Genomic DNA, 19787 nt, shown 5'->3' on the forward strand with positions numbered 1-19787 from the left:
CGGACTTCCAAATCGTCCCTCACTTCCTCTCCGCCCAACCCGTATGGCCATTCCGCGACAAATCCACAATGAGCCTGCACTACCCGCGCGCCGGCGTGAACGACGCACTGCTGAACTCGGAATGCGAAGCCGTCTTCGAATACCATGACGGAACCCAATGGGTGGAACCCCTCGACTCCCGTTACAAGCTGGCCGGCCGCGACAACGACCGACTCGAAGACGTACCCACCCGCCGGTTCGACTTCATCGCGCTGCTCCCCGAAATGCTGGAGCACGCGAAGGTTTGGGAACCGGCCGGACTGCAAACCGACACGGACGGGAACATCCTTTTCGCCGCCGTCACCCCAGGCGTCATCATCAAGACCCTCTTCGACAACGCGCGCGGCCGCGGCTGGGGTCCACAGCTGAACCTCGGGTTCTCCACCACCCACGACTCCAATGGACAGCCATGGGCTGGTGTCGTGAACCTTGCCCTGGATCCTGCGCAGTCGATCTTCGAAGTGCTGTCCGCGCTCGGCAATCAGGGCATCGTGGACTGGGCCGGGCAAGGTCGAACCTTGCAGATGTACAACCCGGACACATATCTGGGCCGGGACCTGCAGTCTGTTCGTCTACTCGCCTACGACGGGGAAACGTCGGCACCAACGCAGGTGTCCTACCGCGACCGTGCCACCGTCCTCCGTGTGGTTGGCGACGGCGGCAACACCTGGGACCGCGTCAACGGCACCTCCCCGTGGGGTCGCCTGGAATCCATCATGTCCGCCGGCGGCGTGTCCGACGAGGGCACCGCATTCCTCATGTCCGATGAGGAATTGCTGAAGTCTTCCGCGGCCCGCGTCTCCCGCACCCGCGAGTTCGACGGCGTGTCATCGTTCCTCCCTCACCGGGACTTCCGGGGCGGCGACCACGTCCGCTACCAGACGGAAAACGGTGTGGAGAAGATGCGTGTCTTCTCCATGTCGCTGACTATCGAAGAACGGCTCTCCGGGTACGCGGTACTGGGTGACCGGTTCGAGGACGCACTGATCGCGGCGGCCCGCAAGCAGCAGCGCATCACCGTCGGCAAGGTCAACGGCGGCAACGGCAAGCCACCGACGCAGCCGACCGACGACGTGCGCACCCCAGCGAACCCTATCGGGTTCATCATGTCCTCCTCGGTGTACCTCAACCCAGAGGATGGCACGGAAGTCGGACGTGTGCACGCGGGCTGGACCCATACGGGCAAGGGCACCGATGGCACGGCCATGGACATTGACCGGTTCGAATTCCGGATCCGCGAGTCGCTTGACAAGTCCGGGAAGTGGCAGTCCTTCCGTTCCGTGGAGGGTTCCGACCGGGACGCGACGTTCTCACCGGTGCGTGTGCGTCGGGAGGACGGGGCAGCAGAGACGTACGACTTCCAGATTCGTGCCGTGGGCGCGAATTCGCGGTACTCCTCCTGGGTGACGTACCGGTACCTGACCATGGAAACGGACACCACCCCGCCGCCAGTGCCATCCGCACCAGTCGGCGAAGCCGTGTACGGTGCTGTGTCGATCCAGTGGGACGGGTTCGGGGCCGGCGGTGAACTCATGCCGCCAGACTTCCTGCACGCTGAAGCGGAGATCGGCACCAGCCCGGAAGGTCCGTGGCAGTTCGCCGGCAACATGGAACGCGCCGGGAACATGTTCGTGCCATTCGCCCTGGAGTACGGGACGTACTGGTTGCGCCTGCGCTCGGTCGACCGCTCCGCGAACAAGTCCGAATGGTCCGCCCTCGCAGAAGTCACCACGACTCCGCTGGTGGAGCTCCCGGACATCGCTGACCTGATCGACGACGTGAACACACAGATCGAAGGTGTCCGGCAATCCGCGAACGGCGCGAACACTCGCACCGATGCGATCACCGACCCGGTCACCAACGGCACCGAGCAAGAGGGTGATTCATGGTTCAAATGGACCGAGGGTGAGCATGTTCTAGACCCGAAGATCCTGTTGGGTCAGTGGGTGTGGAACAACGGCGGCTGGCAGAAGTACGAGATGGGCCATCAGATCATCGCGACCGTCGACATTGGCAAGGGTGTCATCGGCATGCTGGACGGCATCCACATCAAGTCCCGCACCCTGCACATCGGTGATCAGATCATCGTCGCCGACATGAACAACCTGGCCACGATCAACGCGCAGCTGGGAGTGAACGTCACCTACCCGGCGTCGTGGTCAACGGAAGCCATCGAAGGGTACACCTACAAGGCACCCGGCGGATCCGACTACCTGATGTTCATGGACCGCGGTGGCCCCGTCCCGGTGGAAACCGGCGACTGGTTGCGCGTCTCGTTCACGGCGAAGAGCGGCGTGACTGGCACCGCTCAGCTGCGCGCGTGGTTCTACGCCAACGAAGACGGCACCGGCGGCAACGTGGCGTCAACCGCCCACACGGTGGACTTCGCTTCGGGGGAGAAAGCCTACGCCTTCGACGTGCAGGTGCCGAACCTGTCCAGCATCGGCGGCGGTAAGTCGTGGGTGATGGGCCTGTTCGGGGCGGATTCCCGCTGGTTGGGTGTCCGCAACGTTCGCGTCTACAAAAAGGTGAACGCCACGCTCATTGGCCCTAACTCGATCACCACGCCGATGCTGCAATCCAACATCGTCAAGACCGAGCACCTGCAAGCCAATGCGGTCGAAGCTGACAAGCTTGCGTTCGGGTTCGCCGATGGTAAGGTCATCACCGGGGCGCTCATGCAGTCGCTGGCCATGCCGAACCGCGGGTTCAAGATCGACGGACTCGCGAACCGCATGTATGCGTGGAACCCACTCGGGCAGCGCGTGTTCGAGCTAAATGGAGATAACGGAGACATCAACCTCGGCCGGAACAATATGATCCGGCTATTCGGCAACAGCGGTGATGTCAACATCGGCAACGGTAAGCTCACCGTCAACGGAGCGACAGGACACCTGCGGATCAACGTGGGCAATGAGGGTGGGCACGCCATCCGCATGCTCGGCGACGATGGGCGTTCCATGCAGCTCGGAGCCGATGCTGACGGCGGTTACGTCGGATTCTCGGTCCCGTCGTTCTTCGCAGCAGGTGTGCTCCGTTTGGAGGAAACCAACGACGCGATCACTCTTCGTTCGCCGCGGCCCACATCTACGGATGAAGCAGGGTACATCCGATTGTTCCCGGGATACGAGCCGGGAAGTGGCGCTGCGCCGGTCCTGAACACGAACACTAAGCTCACGTTCACTCGTGCTGACGGTGGTTTGCGTTTCCTGAATGGTGCCAGGATCGACGGCGACGCGGTCATGAGGATCACTTCCGGCGCGTCGATCTATGTTGCGGCGCAAGGCAAGGATGCGTCTAATTCGACCGAATCGGATTTGCAAATATTCACCGACGAGGTCGGACGGTACGTGCGGTCCTACACCGTGTACAACCGCGAATACTCTGCAGGTTCGAACATGTACATCACAGCTAGTGGATACATCGGGCGTACGACTTCGAAGAGCGCTAACAAGCTCGACCAGCGACCTCTGGACATCTCAGACAACGTGCTGGACGTGCCGATGAAGACATGGTTGGACCGGTCTGAATCGCTGGAGCGCGAGGAACTGAAACAGCTGGGCGTCAGGACGGAAGCGCAGCAGTCAACCCTGGACCGAAAGCAACGCCGCATCCCAGGCATGATCGCCGAGGAAGTCGCAGCGGTGGCGCCAGAGTTCGTGACCTATGAGCCGGACGGAACGCTGGCCGGCTTCGACCGTGAGGGCTTAGCGCTGGCACGAACTGAAGTTCTCTCGCGGCAGCTGCAAGCTGAGCGGGAACGTAACGACCAGCTGGAAGCCCGGCTGGCTCGTTTGGAAAAGCTCATAACTGAATAAGGAGGGCCAGTGGCTCGCACAATCAACTTTGATTTCGCCCAAGCGGGCGGCCAAGTAATCACCGAGGGTGTGCTGACCATTGCGCCCACACAGAACTGGGTATCGTCGGGCGGCGCCGTTGTGGTGCCGTCCGGCAATCCGGTCCAGTTGGTCAATGGTAAGGCGTCCATCGCGGGCGTTGAACCGACTCCGGCCGCGGCTGACGGCTGGCGGTATCAGGTGCAGTTGGAAACCACTGACCGGCGCGTCCATACGTGGATCGTCGAAGTGCCAACCGGCACGACCCCAATCAACTTCTCCGCACTGCCCGTGCAGATCGCCGTGACCCTCCCACTGGGTGCGACGGGTGCGCAGCTGCAGACGTGGATCGACAGCGTCCATTCCTATGCGGCCAGCGCGAACACGAACTCCGTGAACGCGCTCGGGCAAGCCGCGGCGCTGAATACCCGCGTCAATGCCCTGGAAGCTGGCGGCGGAGGCGGAGGTGGCGGAGGTGTCGGCAACTTCGACATCATCCGCAAGGTCGGCGCGAACTGGCCGGCCCGCCCGTCGAGTTCCGGCACCGTGAAATATGCGTGGGTCGGCCCTGCCCCGGCGCCAGCTATCGTGTCGTCGGGAACCGGTGGGATGCGCAACAATGTCGATTTCTGGTGGAGGACGGCGTGAGCGATAACGTCAGCATGTTCCACGCCCTCGACAACCGGCTGGTCCGGCCTTTCGCCATGCAACCCCCGGTAGAAGTGGAACGCCCCGAAGGACCGGACTACGTCAGGTATGAGGACCTGTACGTGACCGGCGACGACCTGCAAGCCGTCATCAACCGGGTGACCGGCAACAAGAAGCTAACCTTCCCCGAAGACGTGTTCATGTTGCCGAACAACTTCTCCAACGGGTACCTGGACGGGGTCCGGCTTGGCCACCCGGAGGTCGGTGGCGGCTGCCGCGGATTCGCCGGGTCCGGACGCAACACGATCTTCAAGATGGCGTCATCGAACAAGACCCCGTGGGCGTCCGGCGCTTCGCCGTACATGCTGATTGACGCGATCAGCCCATCCAGCGTCGGTGAGATCGAAATGGAGTTCAAGAACTTCCGGGTCGAAGGAACCAACCTCGGCCACGAATATCACGGGCTGCGCCTGGAACGGGTCCGCGGACTCATCGAGAACGTGTACTTCACCGGAATCACCGGGTACAACAAGGTGCCGCCGGGGGAGACTGGCAGCATCAGTCTGTTCCAAGTTCATGGTGGGCTGAAGATCAACAACGTGGAGGTCGACGGCCGCCGCAACGGCGAGCTGGTCGCGTCGTCACCGATCATGCCTAACAACTGCTCGAACATCGAGATAAATAACCCGTACTTGCATCACACGTACACGGGCGGCGGCGGTATCGCTTGGTACCACTCCACCGATTCTGTGGTGAACAACCTGCGTGCCGAGTACATCGGCTCTGGGCCGGGTGTCCGTTCCGGGTATGGCGCGAACCACGAACAGTCGACGCGCATCACCTATAACAAACCGTCGATCATCTGCAACCGCAACGCGGTCGGCGGCACCTTGCACATGTCTCTGAACTCGGACGGGGCGCGCGGCGGCGTGGACTGCCAGCTGACCATCAACGACCCGACGTGGGATGCCACCACGGTTGGTGGCGGCCGGTTCGTGGTGGAGACGTGGACCTTGGCGAACCAGATGCAACGCACACCTCCGACGGTGACAGGCAAGAACGGCCAACCGTTGGAGTACTACTACATCAACCCTTACGCGAACGGAGGCGTCCAGAATGGCGCTTAAGCACTATGACATGGAGGGCGGCACCGAAGGTGCGACCGTCACCGCCCCGTTGAGTGGCGCACAGCTGATCTCGAATCCGAACTCTGAGGGCACGATCAAGTTCATGGCCGCGGCGAAGAACTCCGGGTCGTTTGGTATTCGCGCGGCGGCAGCTTCCACGAACGACATCACCACTCGGTGGGGGTTACTGGCTCCGAACTATCAGGTGTCGTTCGCGTTCAACATCCGGTTCACGGTGCTCCCGGCCGCCCAGAAGCTACTGGCCACGTTGCGGAACGCATCAGGAACGGCATGGCGGCTGTCGCTGCGCCAGGACGGCACGCTGCACACTGACGGGTCTGTGGTCACCGGCGACACCGCGGTCGGCGTGACCCTTTCAACCAACACCTGGTACCGCATCGAAGTGCTAGCGGACGTGATCGCGAGCACCGGAAAGGTCCGTGTCTACAAGGGCAACAGCTTGACCTTGCTGGCCAGCCTGAACCAGGAAGGCATGAACCTCGGTTCGACGCAGATCGCTGCCGCGGACATTTACGGGAACCGTTCGCAGACGACGGACATCGACGACGTCCGGGTGAACGACGGGTCCACCGCGTGGCTGGGCCCTGCCCGTCCGACGTTGGAACCGTCTTCGACGGTGCGGCCGTGGGACATGGTGGACAACTCGGGTGATTATTCGGTGGTTGGCACCACGAATTTCACTACCGCTGTCGCTGATGATTCGGATACGACTTATGTTGAGTCGATCAACTCGCCGGTAAATACGCCGATAATGTTCGCGTTGAACCCGCTCACGTTGGGGCCGGTGACGGTGAACCTGCGGCATTCGGCGACGTCCGCGTCCCCGGTGATCACTCGCACGATCCGACTGTTGCAGGGGTCGACGCTGATCGCACAACGAGCCACAACTCTTCCGACGTCCATTACTTCCTACAGCTTCACGACGACCAATTCGGAAACGAACCTGCTGGAGTGGCCGCGTGACAATCTGTACCTCGAAATCAGGGATAGCGCCCTATGACGGCCCGGCTTCACCGCATCGAAGTTTCCACCGTGTCACCGGCGGGCCGACTCCACCGTATCGAGGTGACCGCACCGTCGGCGCTGAAAGCACGGTTGCACCGTGTGGAAGTGACGGCACCACCTACCCCGTCGCCGAACGCTGGCCCTGATGTGAAGGACCTCCCGGCATGGGGTCGGATCGAACTTCACGGTACGGAAACCTCGAATGTTGGCGCATCGGTTGCGCAGCGTTGGGTGCAGGTGTCTGGTTCGGCGGCGGAGATCATCAACGGCAACAGCCCGGACGCTTACTACTGGGCGCCGGGCAGCACGGATGGTGAGTCTCTGGAGTTCGGCTATCAGGTGCAGAGTTCGGGCGGGGTTTGGTCGCCTGTGGACACGGTGAAGCACCGGTTCCTTCCGTCGGCTGAGTTCGCGGCTATCGGTGGCCGTCTGGTTCCGATGGGCATTATTCAAATCAGCTCGGGCTTCAGCCTGGGCACACTCACCAAATAAGCGGGCCACCGCTCACTCGTAGAAAGTTGGAGCCACCATGGCTATCAAGACAGCAGCAGGACGCAACGCCGCATCGGTGGCGTACGGAAACTTGGCGACCCACGGAGCGATTTACACGACCGCACCGTCTGGCACGGCCGGAACGGAACCCACTGGGGTCTATGCCCGAAAGCCGCTCACGTGGAGCGCCCCGAACGACAACGGCACGGTCAGCACCATCACGGCGACGGCCACGTTCGATGTCCCATCGGGTGCGACCATCGCTGGCGTTGGTTTGCACACCGCTCTCACTGCGGGCAACTACGTAGACGGCGGCACGGTGACCAGCCAGAATTTCGCATCGCAGGGCACCTTGACGGTGACGTACACCTACCAACAGAGCTAAGGCGGTGATCGGCGATGCCCGTTATCCAGCAAGCCTCAGGGCAGTTCAACGGCAACGCCAGCTTCACCGTAGCCCTGCCGGTCGCATCGTCGGCATCAAGCACCGTGGTCGTCCTCATTGCGGGCAACACGGTTGTGAACACCCCCTCGGGCTGGACCATCCGCACTAGCCAGGTCAACTGGATGGGGCACTACCTATGGGACCGGCCTGGGGGCGGCACGAGCTACAACTTCACCGCCAACGGCCAGGGCACCTGGTGGATCGCCGAGGTAAACGGCGCGTATAGCATCGCCCAGTCGGCGAACAACACCGCATACGCCACCACCTACACCTCACCGTCGATCACCCCGGTCGCGGGGCCGAAGACGCTGATCGCATCGTTCGGATCGGTCACCGATAACACTGCCGTCCGAGATGTCGTCTACAACTCGCCATTCACCGAAGTACTCGACACCTACGTCTCAGCGGCAGACTACCCATCCCATGCAGTAGCTGTCGCGGAGGTCGAGGGCGGCACTGCGCAGAGCGCCACGGTAACGTGGAGTTCCAGCGTCGGCGGGCGCACGGCGATAATCGCCGCCTACGTCAGCTCCAGTGGCGGCGGGGGGTCGGACTACAGCCGGTCAATCGCATTGTCTGGCAGCGGCACCCTCGGCGCCACGGCCAAGCCGTCAACGAACCGAAACGCAGGGCTTTCCGGTGCCGGTACGCTCGCCGCAACAGGCAAACCAGGGTTCACCAAGCCCGCACCGCTAACAGGATCCGGAACGCTCTCCATCAGCACGGCGCCGGGGCCCTCCCGAAGTATGACGCTCACCGGTTCCGGTGCGCTGGCAGCAGACTCGTCGCCGGGGTTCAGCAGGGCCGCGGCGTTCGCCGGGTCCGGTACTCTGTCCGCGATAGCTACACAGGCCGGAAGCATGACGGTCACGCTCACCGGGTCCGGTTCGATGCTTGGCAGCGTGTCACCAGGCGCGACGGCTGGCCTCGGTCTGGTTGGTGCCGGCACGCTGAGCGTCACGGTTGCCCCGGGCATCGCCACCGCCGTCACTATGGCAGGCAGTGGCACGCTCGAAGCGTCGACATCGACTACCTCGGACACCGAGCTGATCCTGTCCGGCGCGGGCACCCTGACACCAGACGTGCACCCGGCATGGGCGCTGGAGTACCTGGCATCGGGCGCCGGTTCACTGGCCCTCAAAGCGGTCCCCGCGGCGCAAGCCTCAGTGGCCCTCTCCGGCGCTGGCACGCTCACCATGTCCACCAGTCGCCTTGGGGCCGTGAGCGTGGCCCTGTCGGGCGCTGGCACGCTCAGCGCGGCAGTTTATCCCGACCTCGCAACCGCAATGAGCTCGCAAGGCGCAGGGCAACTCACTGCCACGCTGGCACCAGCACTAGAAACCAGCGCCAAGCTCAGCGGCTCCGGAACACTCACCGTCGGAATCGACAACAGTCGCGCCATCCAAACGGATCTGTCCGGTACCGGACAGCTCACCGCAAACGGCACCGCGCACACCAAAATCCACACCATCGGCAGCGGAGCCGGAACACTCACTGCGCAGCACACTTCAAGCATGGCCGTGGCCATCACCTTCACAGGTACTGGGAAGCTCACCATCACCCTGCCCGACACCCGCAGGGACATCACCGTCACCGCCCATCTCGGCGCACGCCAATGGCACGCACAACTACCCACCCCCACCCAGACTGCCAACCTCGCCCCGAAAAGGTGGAAAGCAGACCTATGAGCACATACCTCAAAGAAACAGCCGAATTCCAACCCATCGTCGTCACCCGAGACGGCACCCCCGCCACAGACTTCGAAGTCAGCCTCGTCCCATTCGGTCAACGTCCAGGCGAGTGGGTGCCAACCATCGAACTCGACGGCAAACGCGGAATCATGATCGAGAACCTCGACATCGGCGAATACTCGATCTACACCAAAATCCGCGACGACCCCGAAACCCCAGTCCTACTCGCAGGCCGGGTGAGTATTCGTTGACCATCCCTCAACTACTCACCGCAGCCCATAACCGAAAGGCAAGCAGAGCCCATGCCTGAATGGCTGCCGTACCTCATCATCACCGTCATCGTCATCCTCGTCGGGCTAGCCGTATGGCTCGGCAAAGTCGTCTGGCCCTTCGTGCGCAAACTGAACCACTTCGTAGACGACGTCGCAGGCGAACCCGCACGCTCAGGCGTACCGGCTCGCCCAGGGCTCATGGAACGTGTCGCACTCATCGAACACGAAGTGAAAACCAACCACGGCTCATCCCTCAAAGATGCTGTGAAACGCGTCGAACAAACACAGGCGAAACAAGGCGAACAGCTCGACGAACAATCCGACCAGCTCGCAGCACTCCACGACAAATACGCCGCAGACACCGGGCCAACCAAACCCGAATAGCCTGCACCAACCCTAAGCCCCGCACCACCCACCCGGTGCGGGGCTTTTCAGTACCCAAAAACAGATAGGAGTCACCACCGTGACCATCAAAATGCCCGGTGTGGTTTGGAAGCCCATCAACCGGAACTACACCAAACGCGCCCGCGCCCGCACCGACTGCGTCATCCTCCACATCGCAGTCACCGAAGCATCCAGCCTCTACGGATGGTTCACCAACCCCAACGCCAGCGCATCCAGCCACTTCTACGTCCGCCGCGACGGCACCATCGAGCAATACCTCGGCGCCGAATACATCAGCTGGGCCAACGGCGCCGGCAACTCCCGCGCCATCACCGTCGAAACCCAAGGCATGGGTCACGGCTCCTGGACCTCCCAACAGGTCGCAGCCCTCGCCCGCATCTGCGCGTTCGCCAAGAGCCGCTTCGGCGTGACCATGGCACTCATGCCAAACTCCAAGCCGTCCTCCAAGGGCGTGGGATACCACCGCCTCGGCTGCGACCCCTGGCGCGTAGCTGGCGGCGAATCCTGGTCCAAGGCATACGGCAAGATCTGCCCCGGCGGCGACCGTATCGAACAGGTCCCAGGCATCGTGTCCGTCGCACGTGGCGGCGTCGACATCGTCCCAGTCGGAGACAAGAAGCCAATCAAGAAGCCGAAGCCGGTCGCCACCAACAAGAACAAGCACCTGTCCAAGCAGAAGGTCAAGGACGTCCAGAAGGCTCTGCAGCGCATGGGCCACTACAAGGGCGACATCGACGGCGTAGCCGGTGGAGTCACAGACGAAGCCATCGAGTACTACCAACGCACCCAAGAGTTCGGCGGCCTCGTTGCCGACGGCGTGTGGGGTCCGAAGACCCAAGCCCACTACAACTGGGTCAAGCAGCTGCAGACTGCCATGAACAAGTGGAAGGGGACCACCTTGGTCGTCGACGGCGACTACGGCAAGCGCACCAAGGCCCGCGTCCTCGAAGTCATGGAACGCAACCACGGCAAGGCCTACAAGGGCTACCCCGACGCCGTGCCCGGCCCCGTCTTCTGCAAGATGCTCGGCATCCCCACCCACCCATAACCCCCGCCAAAAGGAGAACCCACAGTGAACAACTGGACCCAGCTCATCCCCGCCCGAATCCGCACCACCCTGTACGTCGCATTCGGTACCCTGTCCCTCGCCCAGACCGGTATCCTCGCCTACACCTCCGCAGTCGGACAGACCGCCCCAGCTTGGGCCATCGGCGGCGGCGCCGTGCTTGGCGTCATCGGCGGCGCGTTCGGCTTCGTCGCGGCCGGCAACACCAACGTCACCGGGGACGGCCCATCTGAGGGCACCCTCGGCGACTAGCCAAGTCAGCATCATTTTCACCACCACATGAAAATGATCATCAGTTTCCCGGGTCGCTCCCGGGAGTCGCGCGGTGGCGACTGGACCACCGCAATGCTGGGCACCCGGGACGCGTACGTTAGCCGGGTGCCTGGCACCAAAACTTTTCTCAGGCAAGGGGACACGTGTACTGCACATTCGCCGCGGCCCTCAACAAAACCGGGCTCACAGACCAACCCATCACCTCCCGCGCAATGGCCAAAGAACTTGCAGAACACGGTCACCTGATCGGCAAGAGCACCATCAACTACCACCGCGCCGGCACCTGCAAATGCACCAACCCAGCAGCCGTCGATGACCGACCTGCACCGGCCGCGCCACGCGCCGAATCCGGCAAAGTCGACGTCGGCCCCGACGGCGGCGAATTCACCGAAATCAAAACCAGCGAACCGCTCACCGACTGGACCCACATCTTCGAACGGTTCAACCTCGACCCCGAACAGTTCACCATCGTCGACGACACCGTCCGCATGTCCATGTGGCAGCAGTCCAAGGGCCTCGAAGACGGCACCCGCGACATCGTCAACCTCTACTCCTACCGGGCCAAGTTCACCCGCAAAAAGCAGGGGATGATCGATTACGCGACCCTACGCGACCAGATCCGCAACTGGGCACCAACCCCAGCATCCACCACGCCGTCCCGGCCGCCTGTCACCTACGTCATCGGCATGGCAGACTGGCAGCTCGGCAAAGGCGAAGGTGACGGCACCCCGGGGACGCTCCGCCGCCTGAACGCATCCCTCGAAGCGATCACCCGCGACCTCGACCAGCTCGCCGCCCAAGGCATCCGACCCGAAGGCGTCCTTTTCGCCAACCTCGGCGACCACACGGAGAACGTCGCAGGATCCTACGCATCCCAAACCCACACCGTCGACCTCAACATGCGCGACCAACTGAACCTCGCCCTCGAACAGAACCTCGCATGGCTCAAAGCCCTTGCGCCCCGGTTCAAAACCGCAACCTACGCGGCCTGCATGTGCAATCACGGGCAGCTCTCCCGCGGCAACGGACGAGACAACGTCACCGACGATGCGGACAACGCCACAGGGCTAATCGGCGACACCCTCGCCACCCTATGCAAACTCCACCCAGAGCTCGAACACATTGAGTTCAACATCCCGCGCGACGAAATGATCACTACCACCACAGTGTCGGGCGTGAACATGGCCATGGCGCACGGGCACAAGATCAGCGGCGCGGAAGAAACATGGCTGGCCAAGCAATCCCAGAACCTTGTGCACACACGCCGATTCATCCCGGACCTATGGTTCACCGCGCACCGGCACAGCGCAGCAGTCAACGACTACGGCCCATACACCCGCATCCAGGCAACCACCGTCGACCCCGGGTCGAAATGGTTCACCGACTCCACCGGCGCATACTCCCGGCCAGGCACCACCACATTCTTAGTCGGCGCTGACCTCCCGGGAATGTGGGACCACTATCGAATTCACTAGGGATTTTCGGTAGAATTGAAAGGTCATAAGAATGGCCCCGGCAGTGCGTCAACACTGTAATCCGGGGCCTAACCACTAACAAGGAGTGGCTGTGAACAATCGTACCTGTTCATTTTCAGGATGTCTTCGGTCTGCAAAATCGCGTGGGCTATGCAACGGGCACTACACGCAGAAATATCGCGGGGTCGAGCTGAAGCCAATTCGAGAGCCTGACTCTCAGACCAGATTCTGGGCCAGGGTCACGAAGACAGAATCATGCTGGGAATGGAACGGCCCGAAAACGAGCGGGGGATACGCTCAATTCAGCTTTCAAGGCCGTCACGAATACGTGCACCGACTGGCTTATGAATGGATGATCGGGGACATCGGCGATGGAATGTTTCTTGATCACATCTGCCACAACAGGGCTTGCGTCAACCCCAGCCACCTTCGACCTGTTACGAACAAGCAAAACGCGGAGCATCGGCAAAACGCTCAGCGGAACAATCAAGGGTCCGGGGTTCGTGGCGTCTATTGGCATGAATCGTCCAAGAAATGGCGCGGTATGCTCCGGCACAATGGCAAGCTCATTGGGATTGGCGTTTTCCAAACCATAGCCGAAGCCGAAGCTGCGATCCAAGCGAAGCGCAGGGAATTGTTTACCCACAGCGATCACGACTCCATCACCCACTAAGAGAACCGCCCCATCCTCATTCGAGGGTGGGGCGGCTTCTCTACGTTGAGGGGGCAGCCTGACGAAACTTGGGGGATTCCATCAGGCCCTACTGCCGGCCGTTCGAACTTGGGGGACACGAACGGCTTGCCCAGACAGTAGCTTGTTCAGGGGTTACCCAAACAATCTCACCATATCTCCTTCCGGCATGATTCGAAAGTCGAATGACACGTTCAATATGCGGCATAAGGCAGAATGTACCCATGGAGCAACGCGACCCCCGCTTTGATCGGATGAAGCGCTACGAGCCGAACCGTCGGCCATACGTCCAGGTGACGGACGACGAGCGCGGCCGTTACCACGCGCGTGTGATCGGGTGGGTCCAGGGTGAGGTGTTCATCGAATACCCGAAGCGGATCATTGACTACGTCACGACCGGTCAGCTCTACTTCAAATGGGTCCCCACCGAGAACGCGGTCCGGATCCGCCAGCGGGATAGCATCTGGCTCAGTGTGGAGGACGACAGCGACTGGCATGACACTGAAGATGCTAAAATCACCTTCCGCCCAGACCCGTGGACCGTCTACACACAAGAAGAACCCGGCCCCGGAGGCGACTAGACTTCGCCTTATGGAAGTCATTGTCACCTATGAGCAAGACGGGCAGACCGGCACGGTATCCGTGCACGGCACCGACTACGAAACAGCCCGCGACGAAGCCTTCGGCATGGTCCCCGAAGGCGCGCAGCGTCTCAACATCCGTGTCGACCGGGAAGCCTAGGCTTTATTTGCACCGTTTCCGGACCGCATCTGAACACGTAAGAAACACGTAAGCACCCCCATCCAGCCCCGAGATGACGCGGAGTACACCCACATTTACACCGTGAATGTCATCGGTTCGATCCCGGTAGGGCCCACCAATTGGAACCCAGGTTCTCGATTTACTATCGAGAACCTGGGTTTTTACGTTTCCGCGCTCCGTGACTTTAGGGAATTATTCTCCGAGGATTCGTTCCAGCGTTTCGGCCGCGTCCAGACTTCCCTCGTTGGCCAGCCGCACGTCCACGCCCAGCTGATGGACCGTGTTTCGCCGCTGGTAGCTCAAGGCCTGCCAATGGTTTTCCGGTCGATTGCCCTGGAGGATGGGCTGGGAGTGAGGGACGCCTTGCCTGGAAACAACCAGCACATGGTGGCCCTCGACTTGGGCATCGACTAGGACATATTAGGCCGTCGACTGTATCCAGCCGGCAGCCTGGACGGTAGGGTACTGCCATGAGCATGGATTCGAAAGTGCCGGATCACCGCGGGCGGCGCACCTTCACCCTGAGCAGTTTTCCCAAGAGCCTGGCCGTGGTACCAGGACAACCGTTCGCCACTGGATTCATCATGGCCGCGGGAGCATTGCTCGCGGTCGGCTTGGCCATGGTCGTAGTCTCGATGTCGTCGGTGCTCATGTCCATCACACTTGCGCTCTTCCTCGCCTTGGGTATGACGCCGGCCGTCAACGCGCTCAAGGGACGCGGCATGCCCCATGGCTGGAGCGTGTTGACCGTTATCGTGGCATTTGTCCTCCTCATGATCGGTATTGCGGCGCTCGTTGTTCCCGCGATCGTCCGCCAATTCACTGAGTTCCTCGCAAGCATCCCGCAGGAAATCGACGCGATCCAAGCCAGCCAGTGGTACACGGAGCTTTCCGAGTCCATGGGGTTCAACGCGACTGAGCAGCTACTGGCGGCCTTCGAAACGTACTTCACCGCAGAAAACCTGCTGGCACTGTCCGGGGGCGTGCTGCATGTCGGCATGGGCATCGTCAATGGGATCTCGTCAGCTTTCCTGGTGATCGTCTTGACCCTGTATTTCGTCTCCACGTTGGATCCGATGAAGCTGGCCGTCGCGCGTCTGGTGCCGGCCTATCGGCGCGAGAAGTTTTCGACGACGCTGAATTCGATCGTTTTCGCCGTCGGCAAGGCGGTTGCTGGGGCCGTCACGCTGTCGGCCATCAACGCCGCAGTGGTTCTGGTGATTTTCCTGCTGCTCGGCTCACAAGTAGCAGTCTTATTCGCCTTGATGGCGTTCTTGATTACCCTGATTCCGATGATCGGTTCGGTTCTGTTTCTTATCATTGGCACTTTGGGCGCATTGCTCATCAGCCCATCGGCGGCGCTGGTATTCCTGATTGCCTATTTCATCTATGTCCAATTGGAGGCATATCAAGTTACGCCTCGAATCATGGGCAAGGCGGTAAATGTCCCCGGCGTCTTGGTCATTATCGCCGCCATGACCGGCGCCGCGCTGATGGGCCTGTTCGGAGCCTTGCTTGCCATCCCCATCACCGCCTCGATCCTGATCGTCGTGCGTGAAATAGTGATCCCCAAGCGGGACGCGCAAACCGAGCCACCGTCCTAGAGATGTATGTCACGGAGTCCTGACTTGCGTGGATGCAGGGTTCCCCGTAAAGTTATTCCCTGTTGGCGCGGGGAAATATCCTCGGCTGGCAATGCCAAGGGCCTTTAGCTCAGCTGGTAGAGCGTCACGTTTACACCGTGAATGTCATCGGTTCGATCCCGGTAGGGCCCACCAAATATGAAACCCGCTCAAGCGATCTTCACGATCACTTGCGCGGGTTTCCTCTTTCCAGAAGCCTTAGGTCGGTGGCGGCCCCAGAGTGAATTAGATGTCGTCTGAGGTTCTACTTTCCTCGCAGGAATCCAGGCCAAGACTGCCATGCCGGTCGGCCCGTCTGGTCAAAAGCGTGGAAGCATGGCGGCTAGACCTGAATGAGCATTTTCAAGCACCTAGACTCCCACGCGTCGGTGCAAATTGCTGTGCGTGAGAAAGTCGGTTTTATTGACTTTCCTGAGGCAAGAAGCGAATTTCTGCTCCGTGACGAAGTATTACTTGGCCATATTGAAACAATTGGAGCGCTTTACTCCGATTGTCGGCAGGCGGCTGTAGTCTAGCAACAGTGATAGTCGCAGGATCCGGACAAACCGGGGGGCGTAGTCCGGAGCGGCATACGGTTTGCGTGGATATGGGGATAGCCACGAATACCTTCACTCGCAAGAGAACCCCACCAAGAAATTGGTGGGGTTTTCCGCGTCCCGATGGAAAGAGCTGCTGAAGTCTACGTAGAACATTGGCCAATAATGATGTTGTTGACTCGGATTCCAACCTCATGATTCGGCGGGCAGAAGATTGCCATCCATCGGCCCGTGAAAGTGAAGCTTGTTTAGATAACCTGGTTGCCCGCGACAGCGGCCTTGAGGATATCCGCCTGTTCCATGCGTCGCAAGCAAGTGCTGGTTTTTCGGGTTTCTATTCAGCAGCTACCCACCTGCTCCGGAAGCTAAATTGCTAGCGTGAGATAGTACGAAGTTCCAGCGACAGTGAGGAAAACGCACATGAGTTTCGGGGACAAGATCAAGAACAAGGCACAGGAAGCAAGCGGCAAGGTCAAGGAGAAGGTCGGCGACGCTACCAACAATGAAGACCTGCAGGCCGAAGGCCTCGCCGACCAGGCAGCTGCCAAGACCAAGCAAGCTGGAGAACACGTCAAGGACGCAGCCAAGAACATCAAGGACGACTTCACGAAGTAAGCCTGCGACTGGCGACTAAACCTCGAACGCCCCGGACACTGATGAAGTGTTCGGGGCGTTTTCGGCCCCAGCGGCATGGCCAAAGTCCAACGCACGGCGCCGACCCGCCCCCTCGGGGAGCTGGTCGGCGCCGTGCGTTGTCTGGTGACCGTGGACTTCGCGGAGCGGATCCTACAGGGCTACCAAGAGCACTGCTGTCCAGTGGCAGAGGAAAGCAAGAATGGTGCAGGCATGGAACAGCTCGTGGAAGCCAAAGATTTTCGGCAGAGGGTTGGGGCGTTTGGTGGCGTAGAAGACAGCGCCAACGGTGTAGGCGAGCCCGCCTGCAACGATCAGGATCATGACCGCAGGATTTGCCGCCCAGAACGCCGGGAGATACATGACGGCGCCCCATCCCAGCAGGATGTAGAGGCTGACGCCGACCCAGCGTGGAGCCCACGGCCAGAACGACTTGACGGCAATTCCAGACAGGGCCCCGGTCCAGATGATCGAAAGCACGATGATCGCCTGCTTGGGCGGAAGCGTCAACGAGGCGACGGGAGTATAGGTACCGGCAATCAACAAGAAGATGTTCGCGTGGTCCGCTCGGCGGAACAAGCCCATGATCTTATCCGTCCAATTGCCGCGATGATATAGCGCGGAGGTGCCGAATAGGGTGATCGAGCTCAGGGCGAAGACGGCGGTAGTCCATTCAGCCAGGTGTCCGTCCGCCAGCACGATGAGCAGCAGACCCATGATGATGATGCCCGGCGTCGACCACGCGTGGATTAATCCCCGCCAGCGAGTCCTCTCGGTGCCCTGGACTGCCAGTTGTCGAAGTGGGCGTTTCGGCTGCTTGGCAGCTGACAGCGTAGGCGAAGTCATGCGAATCCTTTGGTCCTTCGGGCGTAGCGCCCAACTGCTTGCAGTCTACGGCACCTCTCTGGCAACGTGCTGTGCCCAACAGAATTCCGCTGCGGCGGGACGCGGTGAATGAAGTATGAAGACTAAGAACTTGAAGATTTCATCAACGTTCCCCGGATGTCGGCGTCATTGGCTAAACTCTCTCGTGGCGGGGGAATTCTTCGTCCATCTGCAAGGGCGAATGAGTTACGGCTGCGCTCGCTCGGGGCACCATCACTCAAATTTTCAAAATGGGGAAATATGCTGCGCCGCCTTTTGGCCACAGTATCAGTGAGCGCATTGGTGCTCGTCGGATGTTCTGCTCCCGGGGCGGACACGCGCACCTCGGCGCAGGCCGTCGGGGAATCCGCAATATCCGCGGTGCAACCGCTTGAAGCGGAACTGGTTTCAACGAAATCGAAGGCGGTCAAGCCCGGCGCCAAGCTCAACGGCCCCAAGGCGCTGACAGTCCTGAATACGCTGCCGGTGAAGGGCAAGGCGCCGGCGACGGGGTACAACCGCAATGCCGAATTCGGCAACGGCTGGAAGGACTTCGACAAGGACAAATGCGATGAGCGCCAGGAGGCCCTGTCGCGGGACATGTCCAAGGTGAAGTTCAAGGACAAGAAGAAGTGCACGGTGGCTTCGGGAACCTTGAACGACCTCTACACCGGCAAGAAGATCAACTGGAAGGTCAAGTCGGGCTCCGTCGACATCGATCACGTGGTGGCATTGAAGAATGCGTGGATTTCGGGCGGCCAGAAGCTTTCGCAGGCCCAGCGCCAGGCCTTGGCCAACGATCCGCTGAACCTGATCGCGGCCGATGCCTCGGCCAACCGCCAGAAGGGGGACAAGAATGCCGCCGAATGGCTGCCGAAAAACAAGTCCTTCCGCTGCCAGTACGTGGCTACCCAGATCAGCGTGAAGAAGAAATACGCGCTCTCGGTGACCTCGTCCGAAAAGAAGGCCATGAGCAAGGTCTTGAACTCCTGCAAGAACCAGAAGGCCGCCAAGGTCACCCCGATCAAGCCTGCCGGTTCCTCGAAGCCGAGCACAACCTCCAAGCCCAAGGCACCGGGCACGGTGAAGGGCTTGGTTTCGCCCGGAGCGTTCTGCAAGAGCGCTGACAAGGGCAAGAAGGGCAAGTCGAAGGCTGGCAAAACCTACACCTGCAAGTCCTCGAAGAGCGAAAGCCGTTTGCGCTGGCGCATATAACTGAGCTCGTTCCGGTTTCGTAGCCGGGCACGCAATGACCCGCAGGTCGGCGAATACTGCCGTCCCTGCGGGTCATTCGTTCAGTCAGTGCGCCGTGCGCTTGGTGACTAGTCCCCAGATGAACAGGACCACCAAGGCGCCGGCGATCGCCAGCAGCCACGTTGACAGGTCCCAGAATTCTTCGAGGCCTTTGTTGAAAATTACGCTGCCGAGCCATCCGCCGAGTACGGCGCCGACGACTCCCAACAGCAGGGTCGCGATCCAGCCGCCTCCCTGCTTTCCGGGCATGATGGCCTTTGCGATGGCACCGGCAATCAGTCCTAGAAGAATGAAGCCTAAGAATCCCATTGTTTACTCCAATGCTCTTTGGTCCTAGCAGTCCGGGTTGACCGGCTTGATCGTGAGAATACCCCTCGATAAATGAGCTGGTCTGCAGGCGGTGCGAATTTCTCAGAATTCCCCAAGGAATTGGACTCCAACAGCTTGAGGCAGCCCTTGGAATTTACGCCGCAGACAGCTGACCTGCGCGGATCCAAGGGCGGGAGGCCAGCCAGGAGAACTTGCTTGACATCACAGGGACTGACTTTTAGTCTGTATAAATATGATTTTATGAATCACTGGATCACTAAAGTCTGATTACAGGGTTCA

23 protein-coding genes and 1 tRNA gene are annotated in these 19787 nt (G+C 60.8%); 22 read left to right on the top strand and 2 right to left on the bottom strand.

Going from position 1 to position 19787, the window contains the following annotated elements:
• The first annotated feature begins 68 nt into the window (after positions 1 to 68).
• The 21 genes from DFO58_RS10865 to DFO58_RS10950 all read left to right on the top strand — a co-directional run bounded on the left by DFO58_RS10865 (position 69) and on the right by DFO58_RS10950 (position 17042).
• Positions 69 to 3857 carry a hypothetical protein gene (locus DFO58_RS10865; RefSeq protein ID WP_147407261.1) on the top strand — a complete coding sequence of 1263 codons (3789 nt, stop codon included), beginning with the start codon at positions 69 to 71 and terminating at the stop codon, positions 3855 to 3857.
• Positions 3858 to 3866: 9 nt separating this feature from the next.
• On the top strand, positions 3867 to 4523 hold the full coding sequence (locus DFO58_RS10870) for a hypothetical protein (RefSeq protein ID WP_120990759.1): 657 nt from the start codon (positions 3867 to 3869) through the stop codon (positions 4521 to 4523).
• Positions 4520 to 5650, top strand: a complete 1131-nt coding sequence (locus tag DFO58_RS10875) for a hypothetical protein (protein WP_147407262.1) — start codon at positions 4520 to 4522, stop codon at positions 5648 to 5650. The genes DFO58_RS10870 and DFO58_RS10875 overlap by 4 nt, the downstream gene beginning before the upstream one ends.
• Entirely contained in the window at positions 5640 to 6671 is a 1032-nt protein-coding gene (locus DFO58_RS10880; protein WP_120990763.1) for a hypothetical protein, read from the top strand. Before DFO58_RS10875 ends, DFO58_RS10880 begins: the two co-directional genes overlap by 11 nt.
• A complete protein-coding gene (locus DFO58_RS18245) occupies positions 6668 to 7168 on the top strand; it encodes a hypothetical protein (RefSeq protein WP_147407263.1) in 501 nt (166 codons plus the stop codon). Before DFO58_RS10880 ends, DFO58_RS18245 begins: the two co-directional genes overlap by 4 nt.
• 37 nt (positions 7169 to 7205) lie before the next feature.
• Positions 7206 to 7553 (top strand): hypothetical protein, encoded by a 348-nt coding sequence (locus tag DFO58_RS10890; protein WP_120990768.1) that lies wholly within the window; start codon positions 7206 to 7208, stop codon positions 7551 to 7553.
• A gap of 14 nt (positions 7554 to 7567) precedes the next feature.
• Positions 7568 to 9301, top strand: coding sequence for a hypothetical protein (locus DFO58_RS10895; RefSeq protein WP_120990769.1), 1734 nt, complete (start codon positions 7568 to 7570; stop codon positions 9299 to 9301).
• Positions 9298 to 9555 carry a hypothetical protein gene (locus DFO58_RS10900; RefSeq protein ID WP_120990771.1) on the top strand — a complete coding sequence of 86 codons (258 nt, stop codon included), beginning with the start codon at positions 9298 to 9300 and terminating at the stop codon, positions 9553 to 9555. Before DFO58_RS10895 ends, DFO58_RS10900 begins: the two co-directional genes overlap by 4 nt.
• Before the next feature lie 51 nt (positions 9556 to 9606).
• Entirely contained in the window at positions 9607 to 9960 is a 354-nt protein-coding gene (locus DFO58_RS10905; protein WP_120990773.1) for a hypothetical protein, read from the top strand.
• A gap of 79 nt (positions 9961 to 10039) precedes the next feature.
• Positions 10040 to 11029, top strand: coding sequence for an N-acetylmuramoyl-L-alanine amidase (locus DFO58_RS10910; RefSeq protein WP_120990775.1), 990 nt, complete (start codon positions 10040 to 10042; stop codon positions 11027 to 11029).
• 24 nt (positions 11030 to 11053) lie between these two features.
• The gene (locus DFO58_RS10915; RefSeq protein ID WP_120990777.1) at positions 11054 to 11299 is read left to right on the top strand and encodes a hypothetical protein; all 246 of its coding nucleotides are present in this window, start codon (positions 11054 to 11056) and stop codon (positions 11297 to 11299) included.
• 233 nt (positions 11300 to 11532) lie between these two features.
• The gene (locus tag DFO58_RS10920; RefSeq protein WP_147407264.1) at positions 11533 to 12795 is read left to right on the top strand and encodes a hypothetical protein; all 1263 of its coding nucleotides are present in this window, start codon (positions 11533 to 11535) and stop codon (positions 12793 to 12795) included.
• 376 nt (positions 12796 to 13171) lie between these two features.
• Positions 13172 to 13468 (top strand): HNH endonuclease, encoded by a 297-nt coding sequence (locus DFO58_RS18875; RefSeq protein WP_353616383.1) that lies wholly within the window; start codon positions 13172 to 13174, stop codon positions 13466 to 13468.
• Positions 13469 to 13710: 242 nt separating this feature from the next.
• On the top strand, positions 13711 to 14067 hold the full coding sequence (locus DFO58_RS10930; RefSeq protein WP_120990783.1) for a hypothetical protein: 357 nt from the start codon (positions 13711 to 13713) through the stop codon (positions 14065 to 14067).
• Between the two features lie 10 nt (positions 14068 to 14077).
• The gene (locus DFO58_RS18505) at positions 14078 to 14227 is read left to right on the top strand and encodes a hypothetical protein (RefSeq protein ID WP_183043171.1); all 150 of its coding nucleotides are present in this window, start codon (positions 14078 to 14080) and stop codon (positions 14225 to 14227) included.
• A gap of 102 nt (positions 14228 to 14329) precedes the next feature.
• Positions 14330 to 14662 (top strand): hypothetical protein, encoded by a 333-nt coding sequence (locus tag DFO58_RS10935; protein ID WP_120990785.1) that lies wholly within the window; start codon positions 14330 to 14332, stop codon positions 14660 to 14662.
• A gap of 56 nt (positions 14663 to 14718) precedes the next feature.
• Positions 14719 to 15852, top strand: coding sequence for an AI-2E family transporter (locus DFO58_RS10940; protein ID WP_120990787.1), 1134 nt, complete (start codon positions 14719 to 14721; stop codon positions 15850 to 15852).
• 98 nt (positions 15853 to 15950) lie between these two features.
• Positions 15951 to 16026 (top strand) — tRNA-Val (locus DFO58_RS10945).
• A gap of 197 nt (positions 16027 to 16223) precedes the next feature.
• Positions 16224 to 16406: a hypothetical protein gene (locus DFO58_RS18255; protein ID WP_146956155.1), complete on the top strand. Its 183-nt coding sequence runs from the start codon at positions 16224 to 16226 to the stop codon at positions 16404 to 16406.
• A gap of 176 nt (positions 16407 to 16582) precedes the next feature.
• Positions 16583 to 16804, top strand: coding sequence for a hypothetical protein (locus DFO58_RS18260; RefSeq protein WP_147407266.1), 222 nt, complete (start codon positions 16583 to 16585; stop codon positions 16802 to 16804).
• Positions 16805 to 16847: 43 nt separating this feature from the next.
• Positions 16848 to 17042: a CsbD family protein gene (locus DFO58_RS10950; protein WP_047118988.1), complete on the top strand. Its 195-nt coding sequence runs from the start codon at positions 16848 to 16850 to the stop codon at positions 17040 to 17042.
• Positions 17043 to 17213: 171 nt separating this feature from the next.
• On the opposite strand, the gene DFO58_RS10955 is transcribed toward DFO58_RS10950, so the two are convergent.
• On the bottom strand, positions 17214 to 17906 hold the full coding sequence (locus tag DFO58_RS10955) for a hemolysin III family protein (RefSeq protein ID WP_082123887.1): 693 nt from the start codon (positions 17904 to 17906) through the stop codon (positions 17214 to 17216).
• A 309-nt stretch (positions 17907 to 18215) separates the two neighbouring features.
• On the opposite strand from DFO58_RS10955, the gene DFO58_RS10960 reads away from it, so the two are divergent.
• Positions 18216 to 19139: an HNH endonuclease family protein gene (locus DFO58_RS10960; protein ID WP_235359897.1), complete on the top strand. Its 924-nt coding sequence runs from the start codon at positions 18216 to 18218 to the stop codon at positions 19137 to 19139.
• Between the two features lie 84 nt (positions 19140 to 19223).
• Here DFO58_RS10960 and DFO58_RS10965 read toward each other — a convergent pair whose 3' ends face one another.
• On the bottom strand, positions 19224 to 19487 hold the full coding sequence (locus DFO58_RS10965) for a GlsB/YeaQ/YmgE family stress response membrane protein (RefSeq protein WP_047118990.1): 264 nt from the start codon (positions 19485 to 19487) through the stop codon (positions 19224 to 19226).
• Positions 19488 to 19787 lie beyond the last annotated feature (300 nt).

The organism is Arthrobacter sp. AG1021, from assembly GCF_003633665.1.
GTDB lineage: Bacteria > Actinomycetota > Actinomycetes > Actinomycetales > Micrococcaceae > Glutamicibacter > Glutamicibacter soli.

Excerpts from the sequence above, each read along its gene's own strand:
- DFO58_RS10895 (WP_120990769.1), top strand. The coding sequence starts at position 7,568 with ATGCCCGTTATCCAGCAAGCCTCAGGGCAGTTCAACGGCAACGCCAGC.
- DFO58_RS10930 (WP_120990783.1), top strand. The coding sequence starts at position 13,711 with ATGGAGCAACGCGACCCCCGCTTTGATCGGATGAAGCGCTACGAGCCG.
- DFO58_RS18245 (WP_147407263.1), top strand. The coding sequence starts at position 6,668 with ATGACGGCCCGGCTTCACCGCATCGAAGTTTCCACCGTGTCACCGGCG.
- DFO58_RS10905 (WP_120990773.1), top strand. The coding sequence starts at position 9,607 with ATGCCTGAATGGCTGCCGTACCTCATCATCACCGTCATCGTCATCCTC.
- DFO58_RS10950 (WP_047118988.1), top strand. The coding sequence starts at position 16,848 with ATGAGTTTCGGGGACAAGATCAAGAACAAGGCACAGGAAGCAAGCGGC.
- DFO58_RS10955 (WP_082123887.1), bottom strand. The coding sequence starts at position 17,906 with ATGACTTCGCCTACGCTGTCAGCTGCCAAGCAGCCGAAACGCCCACTT.
- DFO58_RS18255 (WP_146956155.1), top strand. The coding sequence starts at position 16,224 with ATGAGCATTTTCAAGCACCTAGACTCCCACGCGTCGGTGCAAATTGCT.
- DFO58_RS10880 (WP_120990763.1), top strand. The coding sequence starts at position 5,640 with ATGGCGCTTAAGCACTATGACATGGAGGGCGGCACCGAAGGTGCGACC.
- DFO58_RS10900 (WP_120990771.1), top strand. The coding sequence starts at position 9,298 with ATGAGCACATACCTCAAAGAAACAGCCGAATTCCAACCCATCGTCGTC.
- DFO58_RS10920 (WP_147407264.1), top strand. The coding sequence starts at position 11,533 with ATGGCCAAAGAACTTGCAGAACACGGTCACCTGATCGGCAAGAGCACC.
- DFO58_RS18505 (WP_183043171.1), top strand. The coding sequence starts at position 14,078 with ATGGAAGTCATTGTCACCTATGAGCAAGACGGGCAGACCGGCACGGTA.
- DFO58_RS10865 (WP_147407261.1), top strand. The coding sequence starts at position 69 with ATGAGCCTGCACTACCCGCGCGCCGGCGTGAACGACGCACTGCTGAAC.
- DFO58_RS18875 (WP_353616383.1), top strand. The coding sequence starts at position 13,172 with ATGTTTCTTGATCACATCTGCCACAACAGGGCTTGCGTCAACCCCAGC.
- DFO58_RS10890 (WP_120990768.1), top strand. The coding sequence starts at position 7,206 with ATGGCTATCAAGACAGCAGCAGGACGCAACGCCGCATCGGTGGCGTAC.
- DFO58_RS10940 (WP_120990787.1), top strand. The coding sequence starts at position 14,719 with ATGAGCATGGATTCGAAAGTGCCGGATCACCGCGGGCGGCGCACCTTC.
- DFO58_RS10965 (WP_047118990.1), bottom strand. The coding sequence starts at position 19,487 with ATGGGATTCTTAGGCTTCATTCTTCTAGGACTGATTGCCGGTGCCATC.